Annotated in this window: 19 protein-coding genes; 17 read left to right on the plus strand and 2 right to left on the minus strand. The window is 59.2% G+C overall.

Annotated features, from left to right (window positions below; all coding sequences use genetic code 11):
• Positions 1-3: 3 nt before the first annotated feature.
• The 8 genes from TMS3_RS07290 to TMS3_RS25750 all read left to right on the plus strand — a co-directional run bounded on the left by TMS3_RS07290 (position 4) and on the right by TMS3_RS25750 (position 6,225).
• Positions 4-951, plus strand: coding sequence for an NAD-dependent epimerase/dehydratase family protein (locus TMS3_RS07290; protein ID WP_025164602.1), 948 nt, complete (start codon positions 4-6; stop codon positions 949-951).
• Between the two features lie 170 nt (positions 952-1,121).
• A complete protein-coding gene (locus TMS3_RS07295) occupies positions 1,122-1,907 on the plus strand; it encodes a cyclase family protein (RefSeq protein ID WP_025164603.1) in 786 nt (261 codons plus the stop codon).
• 22 nt (positions 1,908-1,929) lie between these two features.
• Positions 1,930-2,856: a LysR family transcriptional regulator gene (locus TMS3_RS07300; RefSeq protein WP_025164604.1), complete on the plus strand. Its 927-nt coding sequence runs from the start codon at positions 1,930-1,932 to the stop codon at positions 2,854-2,856.
• 97 nt (positions 2,857-2,953) lie between these two features.
• Positions 2,954-4,345, plus strand: a complete 1,392-nt coding sequence (locus TMS3_RS07305) for a metal-dependent hydrolase family protein (protein WP_025164605.1) — start codon at positions 2,954-2,956, stop codon at positions 4,343-4,345.
• Complete coding sequence (locus TMS3_RS07310) at positions 4,338-4,778, plus strand: GlcG/HbpS family heme-binding protein (RefSeq protein ID WP_025164606.1); 441 nt, start codon at positions 4,338-4,340, stop codon at positions 4,776-4,778. The genes TMS3_RS07305 and TMS3_RS07310 overlap by 8 nt, the downstream gene beginning before the upstream one ends.
• Positions 4,779-4,825: 47 nt before the next feature.
• Entirely contained in the window at positions 4,826-5,209 is a 384-nt protein-coding gene (locus TMS3_RS07315; protein WP_025164607.1) for a nuclear transport factor 2 family protein, read from the plus strand.
• A 276-nt stretch (positions 5,210-5,485) separates the two neighbouring features.
• On the plus strand, positions 5,486-5,833 hold the full coding sequence (locus TMS3_RS25745) for a hypothetical protein (protein WP_025164608.1): 348 nt from the start codon (positions 5,486-5,488) through the stop codon (positions 5,831-5,833).
• The gene (locus tag TMS3_RS25750) at positions 5,830-6,225 is read left to right on the plus strand and encodes a hypothetical protein (protein ID WP_268788210.1); all 396 of its coding nucleotides are present in this window, start codon (positions 5,830-5,832) and stop codon (positions 6,223-6,225) included. The genes TMS3_RS25745 and TMS3_RS25750 overlap by 4 nt, the downstream gene beginning before the upstream one ends.
• A gap of 229 nt (positions 6,226-6,454) precedes the next feature.
• Here the strand turns inward: TMS3_RS25750 and pobA are convergent, their stop codons facing one another.
• Complete coding sequence (gene pobA / locus TMS3_RS07325; protein WP_025164610.1) at positions 6,455-7,639, minus strand: 4-hydroxybenzoate 3-monooxygenase; 1,185 nt, start codon at positions 7,637-7,639, stop codon at positions 6,455-6,457.
• Between the two features lie 139 nt (positions 7,640-7,778).
• On the opposite strand from pobA, the gene TMS3_RS26150 reads away from it, so the two are divergent.
• From TMS3_RS26150 to pcaC, 7 genes are all read left to right on the plus strand, one after another.
• Positions 7,779-8,648 carry a helix-turn-helix domain-containing protein gene (locus TMS3_RS26150; protein ID WP_025164611.1) on the plus strand — a complete coding sequence of 290 codons (870 nt, stop codon included), beginning with the start codon at positions 7,779-7,781 and terminating at the stop codon, positions 8,646-8,648.
• 13 nt (positions 8,649-8,661) lie between these two features.
• On the plus strand, positions 8,662-9,588 hold the full coding sequence (pcaQ, locus tag TMS3_RS07335) for a pca operon transcription factor PcaQ (protein WP_025164612.1): 927 nt from the start codon (positions 8,662-8,664) through the stop codon (positions 9,586-9,588).
• A gap of 119 nt (positions 9,589-9,707) precedes the next feature.
• Positions 9,708-10,427 carry a protocatechuate 3,4-dioxygenase subunit beta gene (gene pcaH, locus TMS3_RS07340; RefSeq protein WP_025164613.1) on the plus strand — a complete coding sequence of 240 codons (720 nt, stop codon included), beginning with the start codon at positions 9,708-9,710 and terminating at the stop codon, positions 10,425-10,427.
• Between the two features lie 13 nt (positions 10,428-10,440).
• Positions 10,441-11,049 (plus strand): protocatechuate 3,4-dioxygenase subunit alpha, encoded by a 609-nt coding sequence (gene pcaG, locus TMS3_RS07345; protein WP_025164614.1) that lies wholly within the window; start codon positions 10,441-10,443, stop codon positions 11,047-11,049.
• 204 nt (positions 11,050-11,253) lie between these two features.
• Positions 11,254-12,615 carry a 3-carboxy-cis,cis-muconate cycloisomerase gene (locus tag TMS3_RS07350; protein ID WP_025164615.1) on the plus strand — a complete coding sequence of 454 codons (1,362 nt, stop codon included), beginning with the start codon at positions 11,254-11,256 and terminating at the stop codon, positions 12,613-12,615.
• Positions 12,616-12,625: 10 nt separating this feature from the next.
• Positions 12,626-13,414, plus strand: a complete 789-nt coding sequence (pcaD, locus tag TMS3_RS07355) for a 3-oxoadipate enol-lactonase (RefSeq protein ID WP_025164616.1) — start codon at positions 12,626-12,628, stop codon at positions 13,412-13,414.
• A gap of 94 nt (positions 13,415-13,508) precedes the next feature.
• Positions 13,509-13,904: a 4-carboxymuconolactone decarboxylase gene (gene pcaC, locus TMS3_RS07360; protein WP_025164617.1), complete on the plus strand. Its 396-nt coding sequence runs from the start codon at positions 13,509-13,511 to the stop codon at positions 13,902-13,904.
• A 488-nt stretch (positions 13,905-14,392) separates the two neighbouring features.
• Here pcaC and TMS3_RS24550 read toward each other — a convergent pair whose 3' ends face one another.
• A complete protein-coding gene (locus tag TMS3_RS24550; RefSeq protein ID WP_083491715.1) occupies positions 14,393-14,995 on the minus strand; it encodes an antitoxin Xre/MbcA/ParS toxin-binding domain-containing protein in 603 nt (200 codons plus the stop codon).
• A 489-nt stretch (positions 14,996-15,484) separates the two neighbouring features.
• Between TMS3_RS24550 and TMS3_RS07365 the strand changes: the two genes are divergently transcribed.
• Together TMS3_RS07365 and TMS3_RS24555 are read left to right on the plus strand one after the other, a co-directional pair.
• A complete protein-coding gene (locus TMS3_RS07365) occupies positions 15,485-15,790 on the plus strand; it encodes a plasmid mobilization protein (protein ID WP_025164618.1) in 306 nt (101 codons plus the stop codon).
• Positions 15,780-18,122 (plus strand): relaxase/mobilization nuclease domain-containing protein, encoded by a 2,343-nt coding sequence (locus TMS3_RS24555; protein WP_083491716.1) that lies wholly within the window; start codon positions 15,780-15,782, stop codon positions 18,120-18,122. The genes TMS3_RS07365 and TMS3_RS24555 overlap by 11 nt, the downstream gene beginning before the upstream one ends.
• The last annotated feature ends 2 nt before the right edge of the window (positions 18,123-18,124 follow it).

Consider the following 18,124-nt stretch of genomic DNA (forward strand, 5'->3'; position numbering starts at 1 on the left):
CGCATGCACGTGTTAATCACCGGAGCCAACGGCTTCGTCGGCCAATCGCTGGCGCGGCGACTGATCGCCGATGGCGTGGTCGACGGTCGCCGCCTCGAGCGCCTGACGCTGCTGGACTTGGAATTTCCGGAGTCCGCGACTGACTCGCGGGTACGCCAGCTCAAGGGCAGCATTGCTGACAGCGGTGTGCTAGCTCGCGCGTTCGAGCACGGTCCGATTGAAATGGTGTTCCATCTGGCGAGTATCCCGGGCGGGCTGGCCGAACGCGAGTTTGATCTCGGTCGCCAGGTCAATCTGGACGCCACCCAGTGGTTGCTCGAGCTACTACGAAAGCAACAAAGCACGTCACGCCTGGTATTCGCCAGCACCATCGCGGTGTATGGCGCACCGATGCCGGGCCTGGTGACCGACGATACGCCGATGCGCCCATGCCTGAGTTACGCGGCGCAGAAGCTGATGGGCGAGATTATGGTTGATGACTATAGCCGTCGCGGCTGGGTCGACGGGATTTCCCTGCGCCTGCCCGGCATCGTCGCCCGCCCGCCACAACCTTCAGGCCTTCTCTCCGCTTTCATGAGCGATGTGTTCTGGAAGCTCAAGGCAGGCGAGCCATTCGAGAGCCCGGTTTCACCGCAGGCAGTGGCCTGGTGGATGTCGGTTGGTCGCTGCGTGGACAACCTGTTGCACGCAGCAGGTTTGCCGGCCGACGCCCTGAAGTCGCGGCGCAGTATGGCGCTGCCGGTGCTACGACTGACCATGGCCGAGGTTATAGACGGATTGTGCCAGCGATTCGGCGAAGATCGGCGGGCTCTGGTCAGTTATCGACCGAATGCGCAGTTGGAGGCGGTATTCGGAGCCTATCCACCGCTGCAGGCACACGCGGCCGAACAGCTTGGATTTCGCCACGACGGTGACGTCGGCGGCTTGATCGAGCAAGCAATACTAGGTTGAGGTTGGCGCTTGGCGGATGCCCTCCATCCGGCAAGCGCTTTTTGTTCTGCGGACGATTTCCGCCGATCTTCGGAGCGCGGCCTACTGTGTATGTTTGGGCGACTTCTCGGCGGCCGGCGAAGTTCGCAGCATAACTACAGCACGGCGCCTATGCGTCGGTAGGGAGTTGTATGAGAAACAGTAAACGCCGGATCGTCGATCTCTCTGTAACACTGGACAACAACCCATACACTGACCCGCCACCCCTGCTGCCGAAGATCGAATATACCGATCACCAGGAGGGATGGCCGCAGATGGCGGCGATGTTCCCCGGGTTGAGCCTTGACCAGCTGCCCGGCAACGAAAGCTGGGCAGCCGAGTACCTACATATCACCACGCACAGCGGCACCCATATGGACGCGCCCTGGCATTACGCCTCGACTACCGATGGCGGAAAACCGGCCTTCGGCATCGACGAGCTGCCGCTCGATTGGTGCTTGCAGCCAGGCGTGAAGCTCGACTTTCGCCACCTGCCGGATGGCCACGTGGTCACCGCGACCGAGGTCCAGGCGGAACTTGATCGCATCGGCCACGAGTTGCAACCCCTCGACATTGTGCTGGTCAACACCCGCGCCGGTGCACTGTTCGGTCAACCCGGTTATCTGGACGCCGGCGTGGGCATGGGCCGTGAAGCCACTCTATATCTACTTGAGCGCGGTGTGCGCGTGGTCGGTACCGACGCATGGAGCTGGGACGCACCGTTCAAGTACACCCGAGAACGCTTTGCCGAAAGCGGTGACGCCTCGATTATCTGGGAAGGGCATAAGGCCGGCCGTGATATTGGCTATGGGCAGATGGAAAAACTCTCTAACCTGGAAAGCTTGCCAACCAACGGCTTTGAGGTTTCGTGCTTTCCGTACAAGATAAAGCACGCCTCGGCTGGTTTCGTCCGCGCCGTCGCGATCTTCGAAGATTGACGTAAAAAAATCGGACTAAGCGATGCGCTATCATGGCCTGGACCTCAACCTGCTGGCGTTGCTCGAAGCCTTGCGCATCGAGCAGAATGTCACCCGAGCGGCACTGCGGCTGAACCTCACGCAATCGGCTGTGAGCGCTGCGCTCGGTCGCTTGCGTGAGCATTTCGGGGATCCGTTGTTCGCCTTGGTCGGCGGACGAATGATGCCAACCGCCTTGATGCAAGCGATGGCCCCGCGACTGGAAGAGTTCCTCGCCGTATCCCGAGTCCTGGCGTTCGCCAACGCCTCCTTCGATCCGGCTGCGGCAAGCCGCCGGTTCTACGTGACGGCCTCGGACTACGTACTCGCGGTGGTGATGCCCGAAGTGCAACGCCGCTTGCTGGACGTCGCGCCGGGGATTCGCCTGAGCCTCAATACGCTGCCGTTTCATTCTGGCCAGGCTGACCGGCTGGCCGCCGTAGCGTTGGAGCACAATAATAGCGACTTCGTCATCCTGCCCGACATACATCGCTCACAAGCGCATCCCTGCGCACCTTTTTTTCAGGACGGCTTCACCACCATTGCCTGGCTGGACAATTCCCTGATCGCAGGCGAGCTGACCTTGGCGCAGTACCTCGAACTCGAACATGTCGTGCGTGAAATCAGCCCGGGCGTGCCGGGCAGCATGGAGGCTGAGTTCTTTATCCAGGCGGGCTTCGAGCGGCGCGTGGCGGTGGCGGTAGATCAGTTCGGGCTGATTCCCGAATTCGTCGTCGGCAGCTCGCGCGTGGCTACTTTGCACAGTCGTCTTGCAGTGCTCTATGCGCGCCGCTTTCCGTTGCGTCTGATCAAGCCGCCACTGGACTTGCCTGCCACTGTACAGGTGATCCAGTGGCATGCTTACCAGGATGCGGACCCGGCCGTAACCTGGCTGCGCCAGTTAATGCAGGATGTGGCAGCCGTTATCTGACTATCGTTAGCAACTAGCGGGCCAACAATAAGTTTCACTTCTGTGGCGATCAGTTGGTGGCTAGGGTGGGTCTCCTCAAACAACTAGGGAACCGGCCATGCCGCGTACCTTCATTCGCTGCAAGACCCTGTTCAACGGACTCGACGACGAGGTTCTGAGGGACCAGACGCTGGTGGTGGGTAATGGCCTGTTTTGTTTCATCGGCCCCCACGCTCAAGCGCCCCAACCTGTCCTGGAAGATGAAGTGATTGATGCCGGCGACCATTTCGTTATGCCCGGCCTGGTGGATGTACATACCCATCTGGTGTTTGGCAATGCCAAAAGCGAGGAGGACATTGATCTGCATGTTTCACCGGAATTCCGGGCTCTGCGCGGGCTGTTCTTCACCCAGCACGTGCTCGCCGCTGGCTACACCTCGGTGGTTGTTCCGGGCGATGCCGGGCAATGTAGTATCGCAGTGCGCAATGCGATCAATGCCGGCATGTTCACCGGCCCTCGAATTGCCGCCAGTAGCAACGTGATCGCCAATCGCCAGAGTCTTAACGATTGGTTTCCCAGCTGGGTCGGCACTCCCGAATATTTTACCGGACGGTTGTGCGCGACCCGTGAGGAACAGATCGCCGAAATCCGTCGTCAGGCCAAGGACGGTGCCGACGTGATCAAGATCGCCATGGACGGGGCGCATTTTCGTGAGAACAGCGAGCACATCGCCGCGTTCACTCAGGACGAAACCCTGGCGATGGTCAGCGAGGTCCATCGGCTCGGAAAAAAAGTTGCTGTGCATGCCTATGGACGAGAGGCGGTCTTGTATGCGGCGAAGGCCGGCGTCGATGTGATCTTCCATGGTTTTTTCATGGACGATACCTGTATCGAAGCAATACTCGAATCTGGCAGCCATGTGGCCCCAACGCTGACCATGCTTGCCAACAACGTCGAGTTCGCGCAGGACTACGAGGCGTCCACCAAATCCGGTTACGCCGCCATGCAGCGCCGGGTAATTGACATCGGCTGCCGCAACCTGCGCCGCGCCCACGAAGCCGGCGTGCCCTTCATGACCGGCAGCGACAGCGGTTTTGCGATCACGCCCTACGGCGAGTGGCATGCCCGCGAGCTCGAGATCATGGTTGACTGGCTTGGCTTCAGTCCGGCCGAGGCGCTGCGCGCGGCAACATCAGTGTCGGCAAAAATGATGCCTGCGGCACAGCGGGCCGGTTCGATCAGCCTTGGACTGCCCGCGGATTTTCTGTTCATTAACGGCTCGCCCATTGACGATATTACGCGTCTGCAAATGCGCGAGAACATTCGTGCCGTGTACCTCGGGGGCCGCAAGGTTCGGACCCAGGTGCCTGGTTACGACCCCAATAAGGTCAGTGATTTCAATACCGTTAAATGGTCGGAACTGCACACCCGCCAGCGCGCCATTGAACAGGGCAAGAGGCCGGCTGCCGCGGCCGAACCTATCCTGACCCCAAGGATCGCCCATGAGTAGACTGACGCTCGCCCAGGCCAACAGCATCATAGATACCGCCTTGGCCGAAGGCATCCGGCTGGACTTTCAACCTCTGTGTGTCGCGGTGCTCGATGCGGGCGGTCATCTGCTTGCGCTTAAACGTGACGAACGTGCCAGCCTGCTGCGGCCGCAAATCGCCACTGGTAAGGCGTTCGGAGTGTTGGGCATGGGCTTTGGAGGGCGTGAGTTGGCGCGCCGTGCGGCCAAGATGCCGGCCTTCTTCAACGCTCTAAGTGACCTGGCCGGCGGCAATATGGTACCGGTGCCAGGAGGTGTGCTTATCCGCGATAGTAACGGAGAAATTCTAGGCGCGGTAGGCATCAGCGGCGATACCTCGGATAACGACGAGTGCTGCGCCGTGACGGGTGTGGCAGCGGCCGGCTTCATCGCGGATGTCGGCGGTGCCGACTGACCCCGTTTCGTACCACAAGAACGCCAATCCACCGCCAGGAGGGAAACATGACAACCGATAGCCTGATTCAAGAGCTTCTCGTCGCCGAAGAGGCGCGGCGCAAGGCGCTGATTGCAGACGATCACGCCACCGTTAAGGCCTTGTTTGCCGATGACCTGGTCTACGTGCATACCACGGGTCTGATACACAACAAGCGCGAGTACCTGAGCTATGCGCGGGATGTGGTTGCCTATCTCGCCATCGAGCGCGGCGATTTGCAAGTACGGGTGTATGGCGACGTTGCGGTGATGACTGGATCCCAGGTCAATACCCTGAAAAAACGCAACGAGGGTGGTCAGGTACGTGGTGAAGGCTTCGTTACACAGGTCTGGATCAAGGGGGCGAGCGGCTGGCAGATATCTTCGTTCCATGGCAGCCGTTTGCCTCAATGAAGAATGCTAAACCACATCGAAAAAGCGTCATAAAGGAGTGCAGCAGATGACGACGATCACCAACCACGTTGCGGCCACCGGCGGACAGCAGATCGTCGAGCCCAACTATCCCTTCGACAGCTGGTGGGTTGCGACAACATCCAATGCGGTTATCACGGGTTCACCTTCGACACGGAAGGTACCTGTGTTCGCATTCCTTCCCAGGCACGAATACCCAGGGGCTGTCGGGTCCATTCCTATCCGGTGGTTGAGCGACCTCCATTCGTCTGGGTGTGGATGGGCGACCCGGCCAAGGCCGATGACGGTCCTCCTTCCAGCGACGCCGAGTGGCCGGCTGATCCGGCGTTCAGTTCCTGGAGCGGAGAGACTCTTGTCGAAGGCAACTACATGCTGCTCAAAGAGAACGTACTGGACCTGACCCATTTCGGCTACGTCCACGCAACGAGTTTTAAGATCCTCGACTGTGTTGACGCGCCAAAAGTGACCCAGACCGACTTGACGGTAACGTATCACCAGGAGTTCATCGGTGGCACCTTGCCGCCGATGTTCGCTCAGGTGACGGGGATCGGTATGGAAAAAAGGTCAACCGCGCCAACTATGGCACCTATGTATCCCCGGCACTGAACGTTGCTGCACTGGACATCGAAGATCCAAGCCCGGTGCCGGGTGCGCGGTCACTCTTCCGCTTCCGAGTTATCCACGTTACAACGTCTGAAACGCCTACTCGCTTCAGATACATGTGGTTCGGCGGATTCGATATCCCTGACATGAGTCCGGAGCTGCTCGAGCACTGCAAGACGTTGACTGACACCGGTTTTGCCGAAGACAAGGCGATCATCCAGGCGGTTCACCGCAACATCGTGCGCGACTCTCGACACCAGAATTACCCGGAAATCATCGCGCAGACTGATCAGGCGGCTATTCAGGCTCGTCGCAAGCTCTCGGCACAGTTGGCTAGGGAGCGAACAGGCGAAAATACCGCCATACTGGTCCAGCCGGACACGAAGCTCGCATGACCGACCCAATGAGCACTATGGTATTGTCATGCCCCCCTTCATGTTGTCCCGCCGCGCCGGCCAATCCCTCGACCGGTTGAATCCACAACCGATATCGGACACACCGAGCAGCAACAGCTAGGTTCATATTGCTGTGGCGAACCTTGGGATGCACTCAATTTGCGTTGCGAAAGCTTTGCCTTCTGTAAAAAACGCCCAGAGCATTGCTACTGCAGGGAGCCGGATAAACTTACTCGATGGCTTCGTAGGGCAGTCCGACGTAGTTTTCCGCAATGGTCTTGCGCCCGGCTTCAGATCCGACGAAATAGTCCAGCTCGGTCTGCTGCATGCGCTGGCTGAAGGCGTCCGTGTCGGGAAACTTGTGCAGCATCGAGGTCATCCACCAGGAAAAGCGTTCGGCCTTCCAGATGCGCTTCAGACACACTGTCGAATAGCGCTCCAGGAGATCGCTGCGGCCTTCGCGGTAGACCTGGAGTAGGATGCGGTACAGCGTGCTGACATCGCTGGCAGCGAGGTTCAGGCCCTTGGCGCCGGTTGGTGGAACGATGTGTGCGGCATCGCCAACTAGGAACAAGTGGCCGTATTGCATGGGCTCGACCACGTAGCTGCGCAGCGGTGCGATGCTCTTCTCGATGGATGGGCCGGTGATCAGGCGCGCGGCGGTTTCGGCCGGAAGGCGACTTTTCAGTTCGTTCCAGAAGCGTTCGTCGGACCAGTCCTCGACCTGCTCATCACTGCCGACCTGCACGTAATAACGGGTACGAGTCGGTGAGCGCATGCTGCACAGGGCGAAGCCACGTTCATGGTAGGCGTAGATCAGCTCCTCGTTGACCGGCGGAGTGTCGGCCAGTACGCCCAGCCAGCCGAACGGGTAGACCCGTTCGAATTCCTTGAGAACGCCTTGCGGAATCGACTGACGTGATACGCCGTGGAAGCCATCGCAGCCGGCGATGTGCTCGCAGTCCAGGCGCACCGCTTCGCCGTTATGGGTGAAGCTGACATGCGGCCGCTCGCCCTTGAGCTCGTGCAGTTGTGCGTCAGTCACGTTGTAAAGGGTGATGCCGCCGCTGGCCTGGCGCGCGTCCATCAGGTCGCGGGTGACTTCGGTCTGACCGTAGATCATCACGGTCTTGCCGCCGGTGAGCTCGCGCAAGTCGATGCGTTCGCGGCGGCCGTCGAAGGCCAGTTCGAAGCCGTCATGCACCAGCCCTTCGCGGTCCATGCGTTCACTCACGCCGGCCTCGCGCAGCAGGTCGACCATGCCCTGTTCCAGCACGCCGGCACGGATGCGGCTGAGCACATAGTCGGGGCTCTGGCGTTCTATGATGATGTTGTCGATACCGGCCTTGTGCAGCAACTGGCCGAGCAGGAGACCGGACGGGCCTGCACCGATGATGGCGACTTGGGTTTTCATTGTTATTGTCCTCGGGGTATCGGCAGCGGCAATTGCTGTCGCTGGGCCTTGATTGGTTCATCTGTATTTTTGGTGGATTAACCACGGTTTTGAAGGCACTATTCGATTATCTTTATGGACTTTTCGAGGGTTCTGCCCGATGAGTAAAGCCCCTGTCGTGGCAGTGCCTGTGTTCAAGCTGTACGGCGAGACGGCTGCCTGGCCGACGCCGGACCTGATCCATTGCGAGTCGATTCCCGAACGCAGTCGTCAGCACGAGTGGGAGATCAAGCCGCATCGACATGGCGATCTGGTGCAATTGCTGTACGTGCAGGGTGGCAGCGCCGAGTTGGAAGTAGAGGGCGTGGTCAACCGTGTGCAGGAGCCATCCCTGCAGGTGGTGCCGGCGCTCAGCGTGCATGGTTTCCGTTTTTCCCAGGACATCCAGGGTCACGTGTTGAGCTTGGCCCTGCCGCTGGTGGAGCAGCTCGGTACGGTGCTCGACAGCCTGCCGCTGACGCGCGCCGCCTGCTACCCGGTGGGCGAGCAGCAGCGTTACCTGGATGCGCTGTTCGACTCCATCTCCGTGGAGTACAGCGAGCAGCAGCCGGGGCGCGAGCTGATGCTGCAATCGCTGATCAGCGCCTTGCTGGTGTGGGTCGGGCGCCGCTCACTGGCTCTGAAGCATGCCGAGGCGCAGAGCCCGGACCGTGGTCGCGATCACCTGCAGCGCTTTACCCGCTTGCTGGAATCGCATTTCCGCGAGCACCGCCCCATCGAACACTACGCCGCGGAACTGGGCATCAGCGCAGCTCACCTGAATGCCCTGTGTCGGCGCCTAGCCGGGCAATCGGCCTTGCAGCTGATCAACCAGCGCCTGTTGCTCGAAGCCAAGCGCTGCCTGGTCTACACCGCGATGAGCGTCAATCAGGTATCGGATAGCCTGGGTTTTTCCGAGCCCGCCTATTTTTCCCGGTTTTTCAAACGTGGCAGCGGGCTGACGCCCAAAGCCTTTCGCCTGAAACGATGAGCCAGAGAGCTGCATGAACATCGACAACCGCATTAAGTTCCGCCACCTGCTGTGCTTTCTCGAAGTCGCGCGCCAAGGCAGTCTGGCGCGCGCCGCCGTGGGCTTGGCGATCAGCCAGCCGGCGGTGTCGAAGACGCTCAAGGAGCTAGAGGAAATTCTTGCTGCCCGCCTATTCGAGCGCAGTAAGCAGGGCGTCACGCCGACCGCTGCCGGGCTGGCTTTCCTACGTTATGCCGGATCGAGTGTGCAGGCCCTGCGCGAGGGTGTGCGCAGCCTGCACAGCGGCGAGCACGAGTCTGGGGTCGTGCGCCTGGGCGTGCTGTCGACCGTGGAAAGCTCACTGCTGCCTGATGTGGTGCGCCGCCTGCATCAGCAGCACGCGGCTCTGGTGGTCAGTGTGGTCACCGGGCCTAGCGCGCATCTGCTCGATCAGCTGCGCGTCGGTGCGCTGGATCTGGTGGTCGGACGCATGACCGACAGCCCGCAGATCGAGGGGCTGAGCTTCGAGCACTTGTACAGTGAGTCGATGGTTCTGGTGGTTCGTCCCGGCCACCCTTTGTTGCAGGTCGATCTACGTGACCGCAGCCGCCTCGGCGAATATCCTGTGGTGCTACCGCTGGCCGGAACCACTATTCGCCGCTCTGCCGATAGTCTCTACGTGCAATGTGGTGTCGTCATGCCGCAGCAGCGCTTGGAAACACTATCGGTCGCCCTCAGTCGGCGTTATGTGCAGTGCAGCGATGCGGTGTGGATCGCGCCGCAAGATGCCGTGCGCCAGGATCTGGTGCGTAGTGAGTTGATTGAGTTGAATATTGGTCTGCAGGAGCCTGGTGGCTCGGTGGGTATTTGCAGTAATCCTACGGCGGCACTTTCGTTGGCGGCGCAGTGGTGTTGCGAGACCTTGCGCTCGGCGGCAGCTGAGTATCGCTCACATCCATAACTAAATGGTTATGGATGTGAGCGATATATTCAATTTTCAGCCTTGTGATTCTAATTGAGACTGGTTGCTATGCCTGAGCCTGCAGGCCGCGGCATCCATTCCAACTAGAGGAGATCGACATGTCTGACGCGGAACATAGCCGCTTCGTCATTCGCGACCGTAACTGGCACCCCAAGGCCTTCACTCCAGACTACAAGACCTCCATTGCCCGCTCGCCGCGCCAGGCGCTGGTGAGCATCCCTCAGTCGATCTCGGAAACCAGTGGTCCGGACTTCTCGCACCTGAAGATGGGGCAGTATGACAACGACCTGCTGCTCAACTTCAATAACGGTGGCCTGCCGATCGGCGAGCGCATCATCGTTGCCGGGCGGGTCATGGATCAGTACGGCAAGCCGATTGCGCATACCCTAGTGGAGATGTGGCAGGCCAACGCCGGCGGGCGCTATCGGCACAAGAACGACCGCTATCTGGCGCCGCTCGACCCCAACTTCGGAGGCGTCGGCCGCACATTGACCGATAGCCAAGGCAATTACAGCTTCCGCACCATAAAGCCCGGGCCTTATCCCTGGCGCAACGGCCCGAATGACTGGCGTCCGGCGCATATTCACGTCTCCATCAGTGGCCCGTCGATCTCTACCCGCCTGATCACCCAGCTGTACTTCGAGGGCGACCCGTTGATTCCGATGTGTCCGATCGTCGAGTCGATCGCCAACCCGGATGCGGTGCAGATGCTGATCGCCAAGCTCGACATGAGTGCGGCTAACCCCATGGACTGCCTGGCCTACCGCTTCGATATCGTGTTGCGCGGGCAACGTCATACCCATTTTGAGAACCGCTGAGGAGGAACCGAACATGCCTACCCAACTGCTGCCGGAAACCCCTTCGCAAACCGCTGGCCCATTCGTGCATATCGGCTTGGCCCTGGCCGTCGCCGGCAACCCGAGCCGCGAGCAGGAAGTCTGGAACCAGATGGCCAAGCCTAGCGCGGCGGGTGAGCACATCACTTTGATCGGCCAGGTCTTCGATGGTAACGGACATCTGGTGCGCGACTCCTTCTTGGAGCTTTGGCAGGTTGACCACAAGGGCGAGTTCGACCACGCGTTCGATGTGGAGAAATCCTTCAACAGCTTCGGGCGTACCGCCACCACCTTCGATTCCGGCAGCGAGTGGAATGTGCAGACGGTCAAGCCGGGTGTGGTTAAGAATGCGGCCGGGGTGCCGATGGCACCGCACGTCAACATCAGCCTATTCGCCCGCGGGATTAACATTCACCTGCAGACCCGCCTGTATTTCGACGATGAATCTGAGGCGAATACTCAGGATCCGGTGCTCAACTTGATCGAGCAGCCAGAGCGCCGTGCCACCCTGATTGCCAAGCGCTGCGAAATTGACGGCAAGACTGCCTACCGCTTCGACATGCGCATCCAGGGCGAAGGCGAGACGGTGTTCTTTGACTTTTAGTGCGCCGGCTGGCCATTGAACGTGTATGAACACTTGGCGCTCTAGATTGCCAAGAGCACCGCGTGAGGTTTGCATCACCGGCTCGTCTGCGATCATTGGGGTATCGGAAACCCGGTCGTCAGGCGGGCTCGCTCATGCAAATACTAGTCGTGCGGCATGCACTGCTATACAACAAATCATCGTCCTACTTACTGGAGCATCGGTTTGAACCGCCCGAGCAACCAACTCTTCGACGCCTATTTCACCCAGCCGGCCATGCGTGCGATCTTTTCCGATCACGGCCGGGTGCAGGGCATGCTGGATTTCGAGGCCGCCCTGGCGCGAGCCGAGGCGAGCAGTGGGCTGATTCCGCAGGCGGCGGTGCCATTTATCGTCAACGCCTGCCACGCCGAAGGCTATGATTTTGCCGCGCTGGCCCAGGCCATTGTCACAGCCGGTAACTCGGCCATCCCGCTGGTAAAGGCGCTGGGTCGACAGGTCGCGGCGCAGAGCACTGAGGCTGAACGCTACGTGCATCTCGGTGCGACCAGTCAGGACGCCATGGACAGTGGGCTGATCCTGCAGCTGCGGGCGGCCATCGCACTGCTGGAGCAGGATCTGGCGCAATTGGCGGCGGCCCTGGCCGTGCAGGCTGAGCGCCATGCCGATACCCCGCTGGCCGGGCGCACCTGGCTGCAACACGCCACTCCGGTGACCCTGGGGATGAAGCTGGCCGGCGTGCTCGGCGCGATTACTCGCAATCGCCAGCGCCTGGCCGAGCTCAAGCCGCGCCTGCTGGTGCTGCAGTTCGGTGGCGCTTCCGGCAGCCTGGCAGCGCTTGGCGAGCAGGCCTGGCCAGTGAGCGAAGCCCTGGCTCGCGAACTCGATCTGCAACTGCCGGAGCAGCCCTGGCACACCCAGCGCGACCGCCTGGTGGAGTTCGCCAGCCTGCTTGGCCTGATCTCCGGTAGCCTGGGTAAGTTTGGCCGCGACATCAGCCTGCTGATGCAGACCGAGGCTGCTGAAGTTTTCGAACCGGCTGCGCCGGGCAGGGGAGGTTCCTCTACCATGCCGCACAAGCGCAATCCGGTCAGCGCCGCTGTGCTGATCGGCGCTGCTACCCGCGCGCCCGGTCTTGTTGCAACGATGTTTAGCGCAATGCCGCAGGAGCACGAACGCAGCCTCGGGTTATGGCACGCCGAATGGGACACCCTGCCTGAGCTCTGTTGCCTAGTCTCCGGCGCACTGCAGCAGGCCCTCCTGCTGGTGCCAGGATTGGAAGTGGATGCCGCACGCATGCGCGCCAACCTCGACCTGACTCAGGGCTTGGTGCTGGCCGAGGCGGTGAGCATCGCCCTGGCCCAGCGCATCGGCCGCGATGCCGCCCACCATCTGCTCGAACAGTGCTGCAAGCAGGCCGTGCTTGAAGGTGTGCATCTGCGTCAGGTACTTGGTAGCAATGCCGAGGTCAACGCACAGCTGTCAGCCGAAGAGATTGATCGCCTGCTCGATCCGGCTCTGTACCTGGGCCAGGCACGCCGCTGGGTCGAGCGGGCTGTGGCCGAACACCAGAATTTTTCGAATTAGGAGTTTTTGCATGTCTGCCGTACAACTCGCCGGCGGCGATCTTTATTACAGTCTTGAAGGCCCCGTGGATGCGCCAGTGCTGGTGCTGTCTAATTCGCTGGGTACCGATTTGCATATGTGGGACGCGCAGATCCCGGCCTTCGTCGAACATTTCCGCGTACTGCGCTACGACACCCGTGGCCATGGCCAGTCGCTGGTGACCGAGGGCAGCTACAGCATCGAGCAAAATGGCCGCGACGTGCTGGCTTTGCTGGACGCGCTGGATATCGAGCGCGCCGCGTTCTGCGGCCTGTCCATGGGTGGCCTGATCGGTCAGTGGCTGGCGATCAACGCACCGGCGCGTATCCAGCGCCTGGTGCTGTGCAATACCGCGGCGAAGATCGGCAGTCCGGAGGTGTGGAACCCGCGCATCGAGACCGTGCTGCGCGACGGCCAGGCGGCCATGCTGACGCTGCGCGATGCCTCGATTTCGCGCTGGTTCACTGCGGGATTTGCCGCGGCCGAGCAGGTCAAAGTCGAGCCGGTGGTCGACATGCTCGCCGCCACCTCGCCGCAGGGCTATGCAGCCAACTGCGCAGCGGTACGTGATGCCGACTTCCGTGAACAGGTCGGCAGCATCCAAGCGCCGACCCTGATCGTCTGCGGTACGGCCGATGCGGTGACCACCCCGGAGCACGGCCGTTTCATGCAGGAGCGCATCCGGGGTGCCGAGCTGGTCGAGTTGCACGCCGCGCACCTATCCAACGTCGAGGCCGGAGAATTGTTCACCCGCCGCGTGCTGGACTTCCTGCGCGCCTGAAATGTTTTGGTGCGCGTGGCACACCCTTCGGCGCCCCACGCAACGTCCGTAGGGTGTGCCATGCGCACCACCTATTAATTACCCGGAGCTCGAAATGGACGAGAAACAACGCTACGAAGCCGGCATGCAGGTACGCCGCGCAGTACTTGGCGATGCTCATGTCGACCGCAGCCTGCAACATTTGACGCCGTTCAATGCGGAGTTCCAGGAAATGATCACCCGGCATGCCTGGGGTGATATCTGGACCCGCCCCGGTCTGTCGCGCCACACCCGCAGCCTGATCACCATCGCCATGTTGATAGGCATGAACCGCGAAGGCGAACTGCGCCTGCACCTCAAAGCGGCGAAGAACAACGGCGTGACCCGCGCCGAGATCAAGGAAGTGCTGATGCAAAGCGCGATCTACTGCGGCATTCCGGCAGCCAACGCGACCTTCCACCTAGCAGAGGAAGTGTGGGACGAGATGGGTGTGGAGTCGCTACAGGACTGATCGACACTGATCTTATCTCCTCGCTGATGACTCTTTGTCTGTGTAGATGAACCATTCGGCATCGCCCTTCCAAATTAGGTTTCTCATCAGCGAGTTCGGCTTGCTTTTACCCAAAAGGGTATTGCTCGGCCTGATTTGGTTGCGCCGTTCCGAAGTCGGAAATGCAGGGCCGAACTGGGAGACTATGCATCCAACTTTGGAAATGGGGGAGAACCCCTGGCTACCCAGTCTGGCAATGTCGATGGAGAAGCTTCCAATCCTCGTCCAGCTTCCAGTGGTCGACCCTGTTATCAGCAGGACCCTTGGATTGGTGGGCCGCAATAGCTCGCCCGGTAATCCCCCCTGTCACCTGCCGCGGATAAGTGTCGTGGACACGCTCTTGCACCAATGGCCAGGCTATACCTTACAGACAGGTCGCCCAACGTAAATGAGCAGCCTATTCTTCGCAGATGAACCCTTGCCCTTGAACTGTTATGGCGAGGGTGAGGCTACCGACCTACGCCATGCTCAATTCGTCCAATCAAAGTGACGACTTGCTGGTAGTTGCCTGCCGATATCGCGCTGGCGAGTGGGGATTGGGATAGCGCGCTGTTGGTGTTTGTAAGCCATCGAGCAGCTGCGGCTGCGTCAAGATCAAAGAGATGCAGTGCTGCCGCAATAACGTCAGCGAATTGTGATGGCGATTCTGTGGGGGCAGCGACTGTTGTTGCTGGTTGGCCTAGCTCTACTGCATGGGAGGGGCACCGTGTACGCAACCATTTATTTCGCTCTAGCGTCTGACCGGGTTTTCCACATACATCACAGATGGATTGCGACAAGTATTCTGCCAGGTCAATCAGGCGGCCGATGTAGTCATCGCCACCTCTGTAATAAAAGCGGAGCGTGCCGAATTTTTCTTTGACCTGCGCTGCTACTAACGGAGCGCAGTGTTGCTCCTGCTGGTGCTGCTGAATGAGCGTGCAAGTTGCATCGAGCAACTCGAACCAGCCGTTTCTGCACTCGAGGCCAAAATAGGGTGCGGTCTGATTTCCACTGGATGGAAAAATTTCGGGATAGTGAGTGCAGAAGTGATTTTCAAAGATTTGATCCATGATTTTTCAGTCCCAGGTGTCTTAATGGGGTAGCGGTTTCGACTTCTAGGGTCGGAAAGCCGCTGCCCAAACAGGAATCTACTTTCCGATTGCGGTACGCAAGAGCCCATTTCGGCTAGACGAGCGCAGTTCGGCTTCGCTGATCCGAAATCGGAAACGCGAGGCCGCAAACGGAATCTAGTGATCCAAATTTGGAAAGAAAAGGCCGAATTGGGCGGGACTCTAGTTATGGGTAATTGACCGTTCGTCGGCAAAAAACACTGGTAATACCGACTTTCCATCCATAACGACCGAGTTTCCTCGACGACGTTTTTGTCGGATTTTCCTGTGAGATACTTTTTATCGAAGGGCGAATTTGCGAGCAAAGGCGTTGTACGTCACTTCGTTTCTCCCAACGCGGCTCGCTTTTTCTGCGCTTCGCTTGAAAAAGAAAAGACGTATTTAATACGTCAATAGCATTGACATAAAAATAATAACAAGGTGCTCATTATGGACAGAAAAACAGCGAGGCTTTGCCTCCGAATAACCCCCAGCGACAAGCAATTGATCTTCGCCAAAGCGAGCGATCTCCAACTCAGCGTTGCCGATTGGCTGGTCAGGGCGGCTCTAGATCGTGAAATCATCCCGCCGCGATCCGTTTGGGATGCTGAATCGATCAGCCAGTTGTCCCGTATTGGCAACAACCTCAATCAGCTGGCTTATTGGGCTAATAGCGGAATGCTGGTGGACGACTCCGCCTTGCGTGAAATCGCAGCCGAGCTGCGCTTTCTACGAGGCTTGTCTGATGATCTTTAAGGTTCGCAAGCATCGCTCGAAGCGGCATTTGCGTAATCTGATCAGGTACTTGCTGTCCCGGCAAGGAAAGTCGAACGAGCGCGTTCTGCGACATGAGTCGCTGAATGCGCTACCAATGCTGCCAGGCGAAAGCCCAATCAGCTACGCAAAGCAATGGTCTGAACGGCTATGGAGTTTCACTGCTCAGGAGCGTCGTGGGAAGAAGCCACCGCAGGACTATTTCGTTCATTCGGTAATGAGTTTTTTCCCGGGTAATGATGAGCACGCTGCTGATCAGCTAACCGCAGAGCAAGCTATTGCTCTGGCTAAAGAGGCCATGGCAGAGGTTGCCCCCGGCGAGCGTCAGGTACTTTATGTGGTGCACGGCGACAAAGCACACCTGCATGTGCACATCGCATTTTCTGTTGTCGAGCAGGGTGGGCGGATCTGGAACCCAAGGATAGATTTTCGGCAATGGGAGTCGGCCGCCGCTCGCTTAGAAGTCAAATATGGTTTGTACCAAGTGACGGTGGGTCGACCCGGCGGAGTACCTGCCAGAAAAAAATCGCCGACCAGGAATGAGTTGAACATGGCCATTCGTACTGGAATGCCGTCTGACCGCATGTTGTTGCAGCAGCTGCTTGATGTTGCATTAGCAGGCAAGCCGTCTTTTCCCACTTTTATGCATCGCTTGGTGAGTGCAGGTGTTACGCCTATCCCCAATATCGCCAGTACAGGCCGAGTTTCGGGCATCTCTTTTCGAATAGGAGATGGTTTGCCCATGAAAGGGAGCGATCTCGGCAAAGCTTATTCGTGGGGGGCTCTTTCCAAACAGCTCAACTTTGCCGCATCGCAGCACCTTCACCTGCTTCGTCCATTTGTCGAGGAGAAGCCACTCGTAGACGGAGCGGTTCAGTTTGACGAGTCAGTTGAAACCCCAGTACTACCTCTATCGGAGCCGTTACCGAAAATTCGTCGGTTTATTGCGAAACCGCGGGGTGACCAGCGCATTGACTGGGTCTGGCGAAACAAGCCGACGCGAACCGCATTTGTCGAGGCACCCAAGATGTGCGTGGCAAGATCGGCCCATTCAGCTGTGTACGAAGCGATGGCAGAGCGATCCCTGCAGCGAGGCTTGAAGCGTGTCGGCGTAACAGGATCAGAGGCGTTTCGGAGAAGGATGTGGTTTGAGTTGTCGCTTCGCGGAATCTCGGCGGTGGGCTATGAGCCAACAGAGGCAGATAGAAATCGATTGGAATGGTGGATAAATGAGCAAGTTAAAACTGGCCGAGGAAAAGACACAGCAGCAAGTGCAACACCTAACGGAGGAGCTGTCACTGGCATTGGCAGTGAAGCTGGACGCGATGCGGCAAGCGAAAGTCTCAACGAGCGAAGAGTTGGCCGAGACGATGTATCCCCTGCTCCAGGCAATGACCTCGCTGGCGCTGGAAAATCAGGTGCTGATGAAGGAGATGCGTTCGATGATGCGGGAAGAACTCAGCAAAATGCGAGCAGAGATGGGCGAGCTGCATACCTTGATGACAGAGCTCAAAAGCCTGTCTTTAGCGCCGAGGTCGGGCCAGGTGGACTGAGCTCGCACCTGTCCTCCACTCCGACCTTGCTCCGTGCTTCTCGTTTGGGCCAGGCCGCTTTACTGCGACAGGGTGTGCAGTCGGTGCAGAGCATCGAAGAATGGCGGCAGCTAATGGATATGCTGTGGGCATTGAATCGCCGTTTTACCCGGTGGAGTATCGTTTTCGGTATGCCAAGCAAAGCTCCGCTAGGGGAGCTGACGCACCACGCCCAGGTTGCGCCGAGTTGGTCAAATTTGCAGGTTCTCAACAGTCAGGGGTGCAACGTTGATTTGCAGCTGACATCTCCGGGCAGTTGGCTACACCTTCAAGGGGTAACTGCCCTGGACTTCGAAAGGCTTGCCGCGCAGGGCGTCACACCAACCATTCAGTTCGCCTCAGGCGGTATTACGCAGGCGTTCGTGCATGTGAATTATGGCTGTGAGAGTCGTCAGGTCATGGACAGCCTGGCGGAGCAGATACAGGTTGGGCTCGACGCGAGTGTTCGGGCGCATATCGGCAGTGTGTCGTTTCCCTTACCGGGATTTGACTGCTGGTCTGATGAGCAGCTTCGAGTTTGCAGAGGTATCAGCTTCGACAGCAATTCAATGGGGACGCAGCTTTCGAATCAGCTGAGGCACTTGAAGGGGGAGGTGGATAGATCGAGAACCCTGGGGGCTGTACCGGCACTGATTTTGGAAGCGACGACCGAGGGTGGTGCGGAATCGCTGAAGGAAAAGCGGACGGTCCGCGGGGAACCGCCTCGTCCAAGTGAATATTGAAC

This window comes from Pseudomonas taeanensis MS-3 (assembly GCF_000498575.2).
Classification (GTDB): Bacteria; Pseudomonadota; Gammaproteobacteria; order Pseudomonadales; family Pseudomonadaceae; genus Aquipseudomonas; species Aquipseudomonas taeanensis.

Coding starts and splice junctions, on each gene's coding strand:
- TMS3_RS07300 (WP_025164604.1), top strand. CDS start 1,930: ATGCGCTATCATGGCCTGGACCTCAACCTGCTGGCGTTGCTCGAAGCC.
- TMS3_RS25745 (WP_025164608.1), top strand. CDS start 5,486: ATGGGCGACCCGGCCAAGGCCGATGACGGTCCTCCTTCCAGCGACGCC.
- TMS3_RS07305 (WP_025164605.1), top strand. CDS start 2,954: ATGCCGCGTACCTTCATTCGCTGCAAGACCCTGTTCAACGGACTCGAC.
- pcaQ (WP_025164612.1), top strand. CDS start 8,662: ATGAACATCGACAACCGCATTAAGTTCCGCCACCTGCTGTGCTTTCTC.
- pobA (WP_025164610.1), bottom strand. CDS start 7,639: ATGAAAACCCAAGTCGCCATCATCGGTGCAGGCCCGTCCGGTCTCCTG.
- TMS3_RS07295 (WP_025164603.1), top strand. CDS start 1,122: ATGAGAAACAGTAAACGCCGGATCGTCGATCTCTCTGTAACACTGGAC.
- TMS3_RS07365 (WP_025164618.1), top strand. CDS start 15,485: ATGGACAGAAAAACAGCGAGGCTTTGCCTCCGAATAACCCCCAGCGAC.
- pcaH (WP_025164613.1), top strand. CDS start 9,708: ATGTCTGACGCGGAACATAGCCGCTTCGTCATTCGCGACCGTAACTGG.
- TMS3_RS07290 (WP_025164602.1), top strand. CDS start 4: ATGCACGTGTTAATCACCGGAGCCAACGGCTTCGTCGGCCAATCGCTG.
- pcaD (WP_025164616.1), top strand. CDS start 12,626: ATGTCTGCCGTACAACTCGCCGGCGGCGATCTTTATTACAGTCTTGAA.
- TMS3_RS24555 (WP_083491716.1), top strand. CDS start 15,780: ATGATCTTTAAGGTTCGCAAGCATCGCTCGAAGCGGCATTTGCGTAAT.
- pcaG (WP_025164614.1), top strand. CDS start 10,441: ATGCCTACCCAACTGCTGCCGGAAACCCCTTCGCAAACCGCTGGCCCA.
- TMS3_RS24550 (WP_083491715.1), bottom strand. CDS start 14,995: ATGGATCAAATCTTTGAAAATCACTTCTGCACTCACTATCCCGAAATT.
- pcaC (WP_025164617.1), top strand. CDS start 13,509: ATGGACGAGAAACAACGCTACGAAGCCGGCATGCAGGTACGCCGCGCA.
- TMS3_RS07310 (WP_025164606.1), top strand. CDS start 4,338: ATGAGTAGACTGACGCTCGCCCAGGCCAACAGCATCATAGATACCGCC.
- TMS3_RS07315 (WP_025164607.1), top strand. CDS start 4,826: ATGACAACCGATAGCCTGATTCAAGAGCTTCTCGTCGCCGAAGAGGCG.
- TMS3_RS26150 (WP_025164611.1), top strand. CDS start 7,779: ATGAGTAAAGCCCCTGTCGTGGCAGTGCCTGTGTTCAAGCTGTACGGC.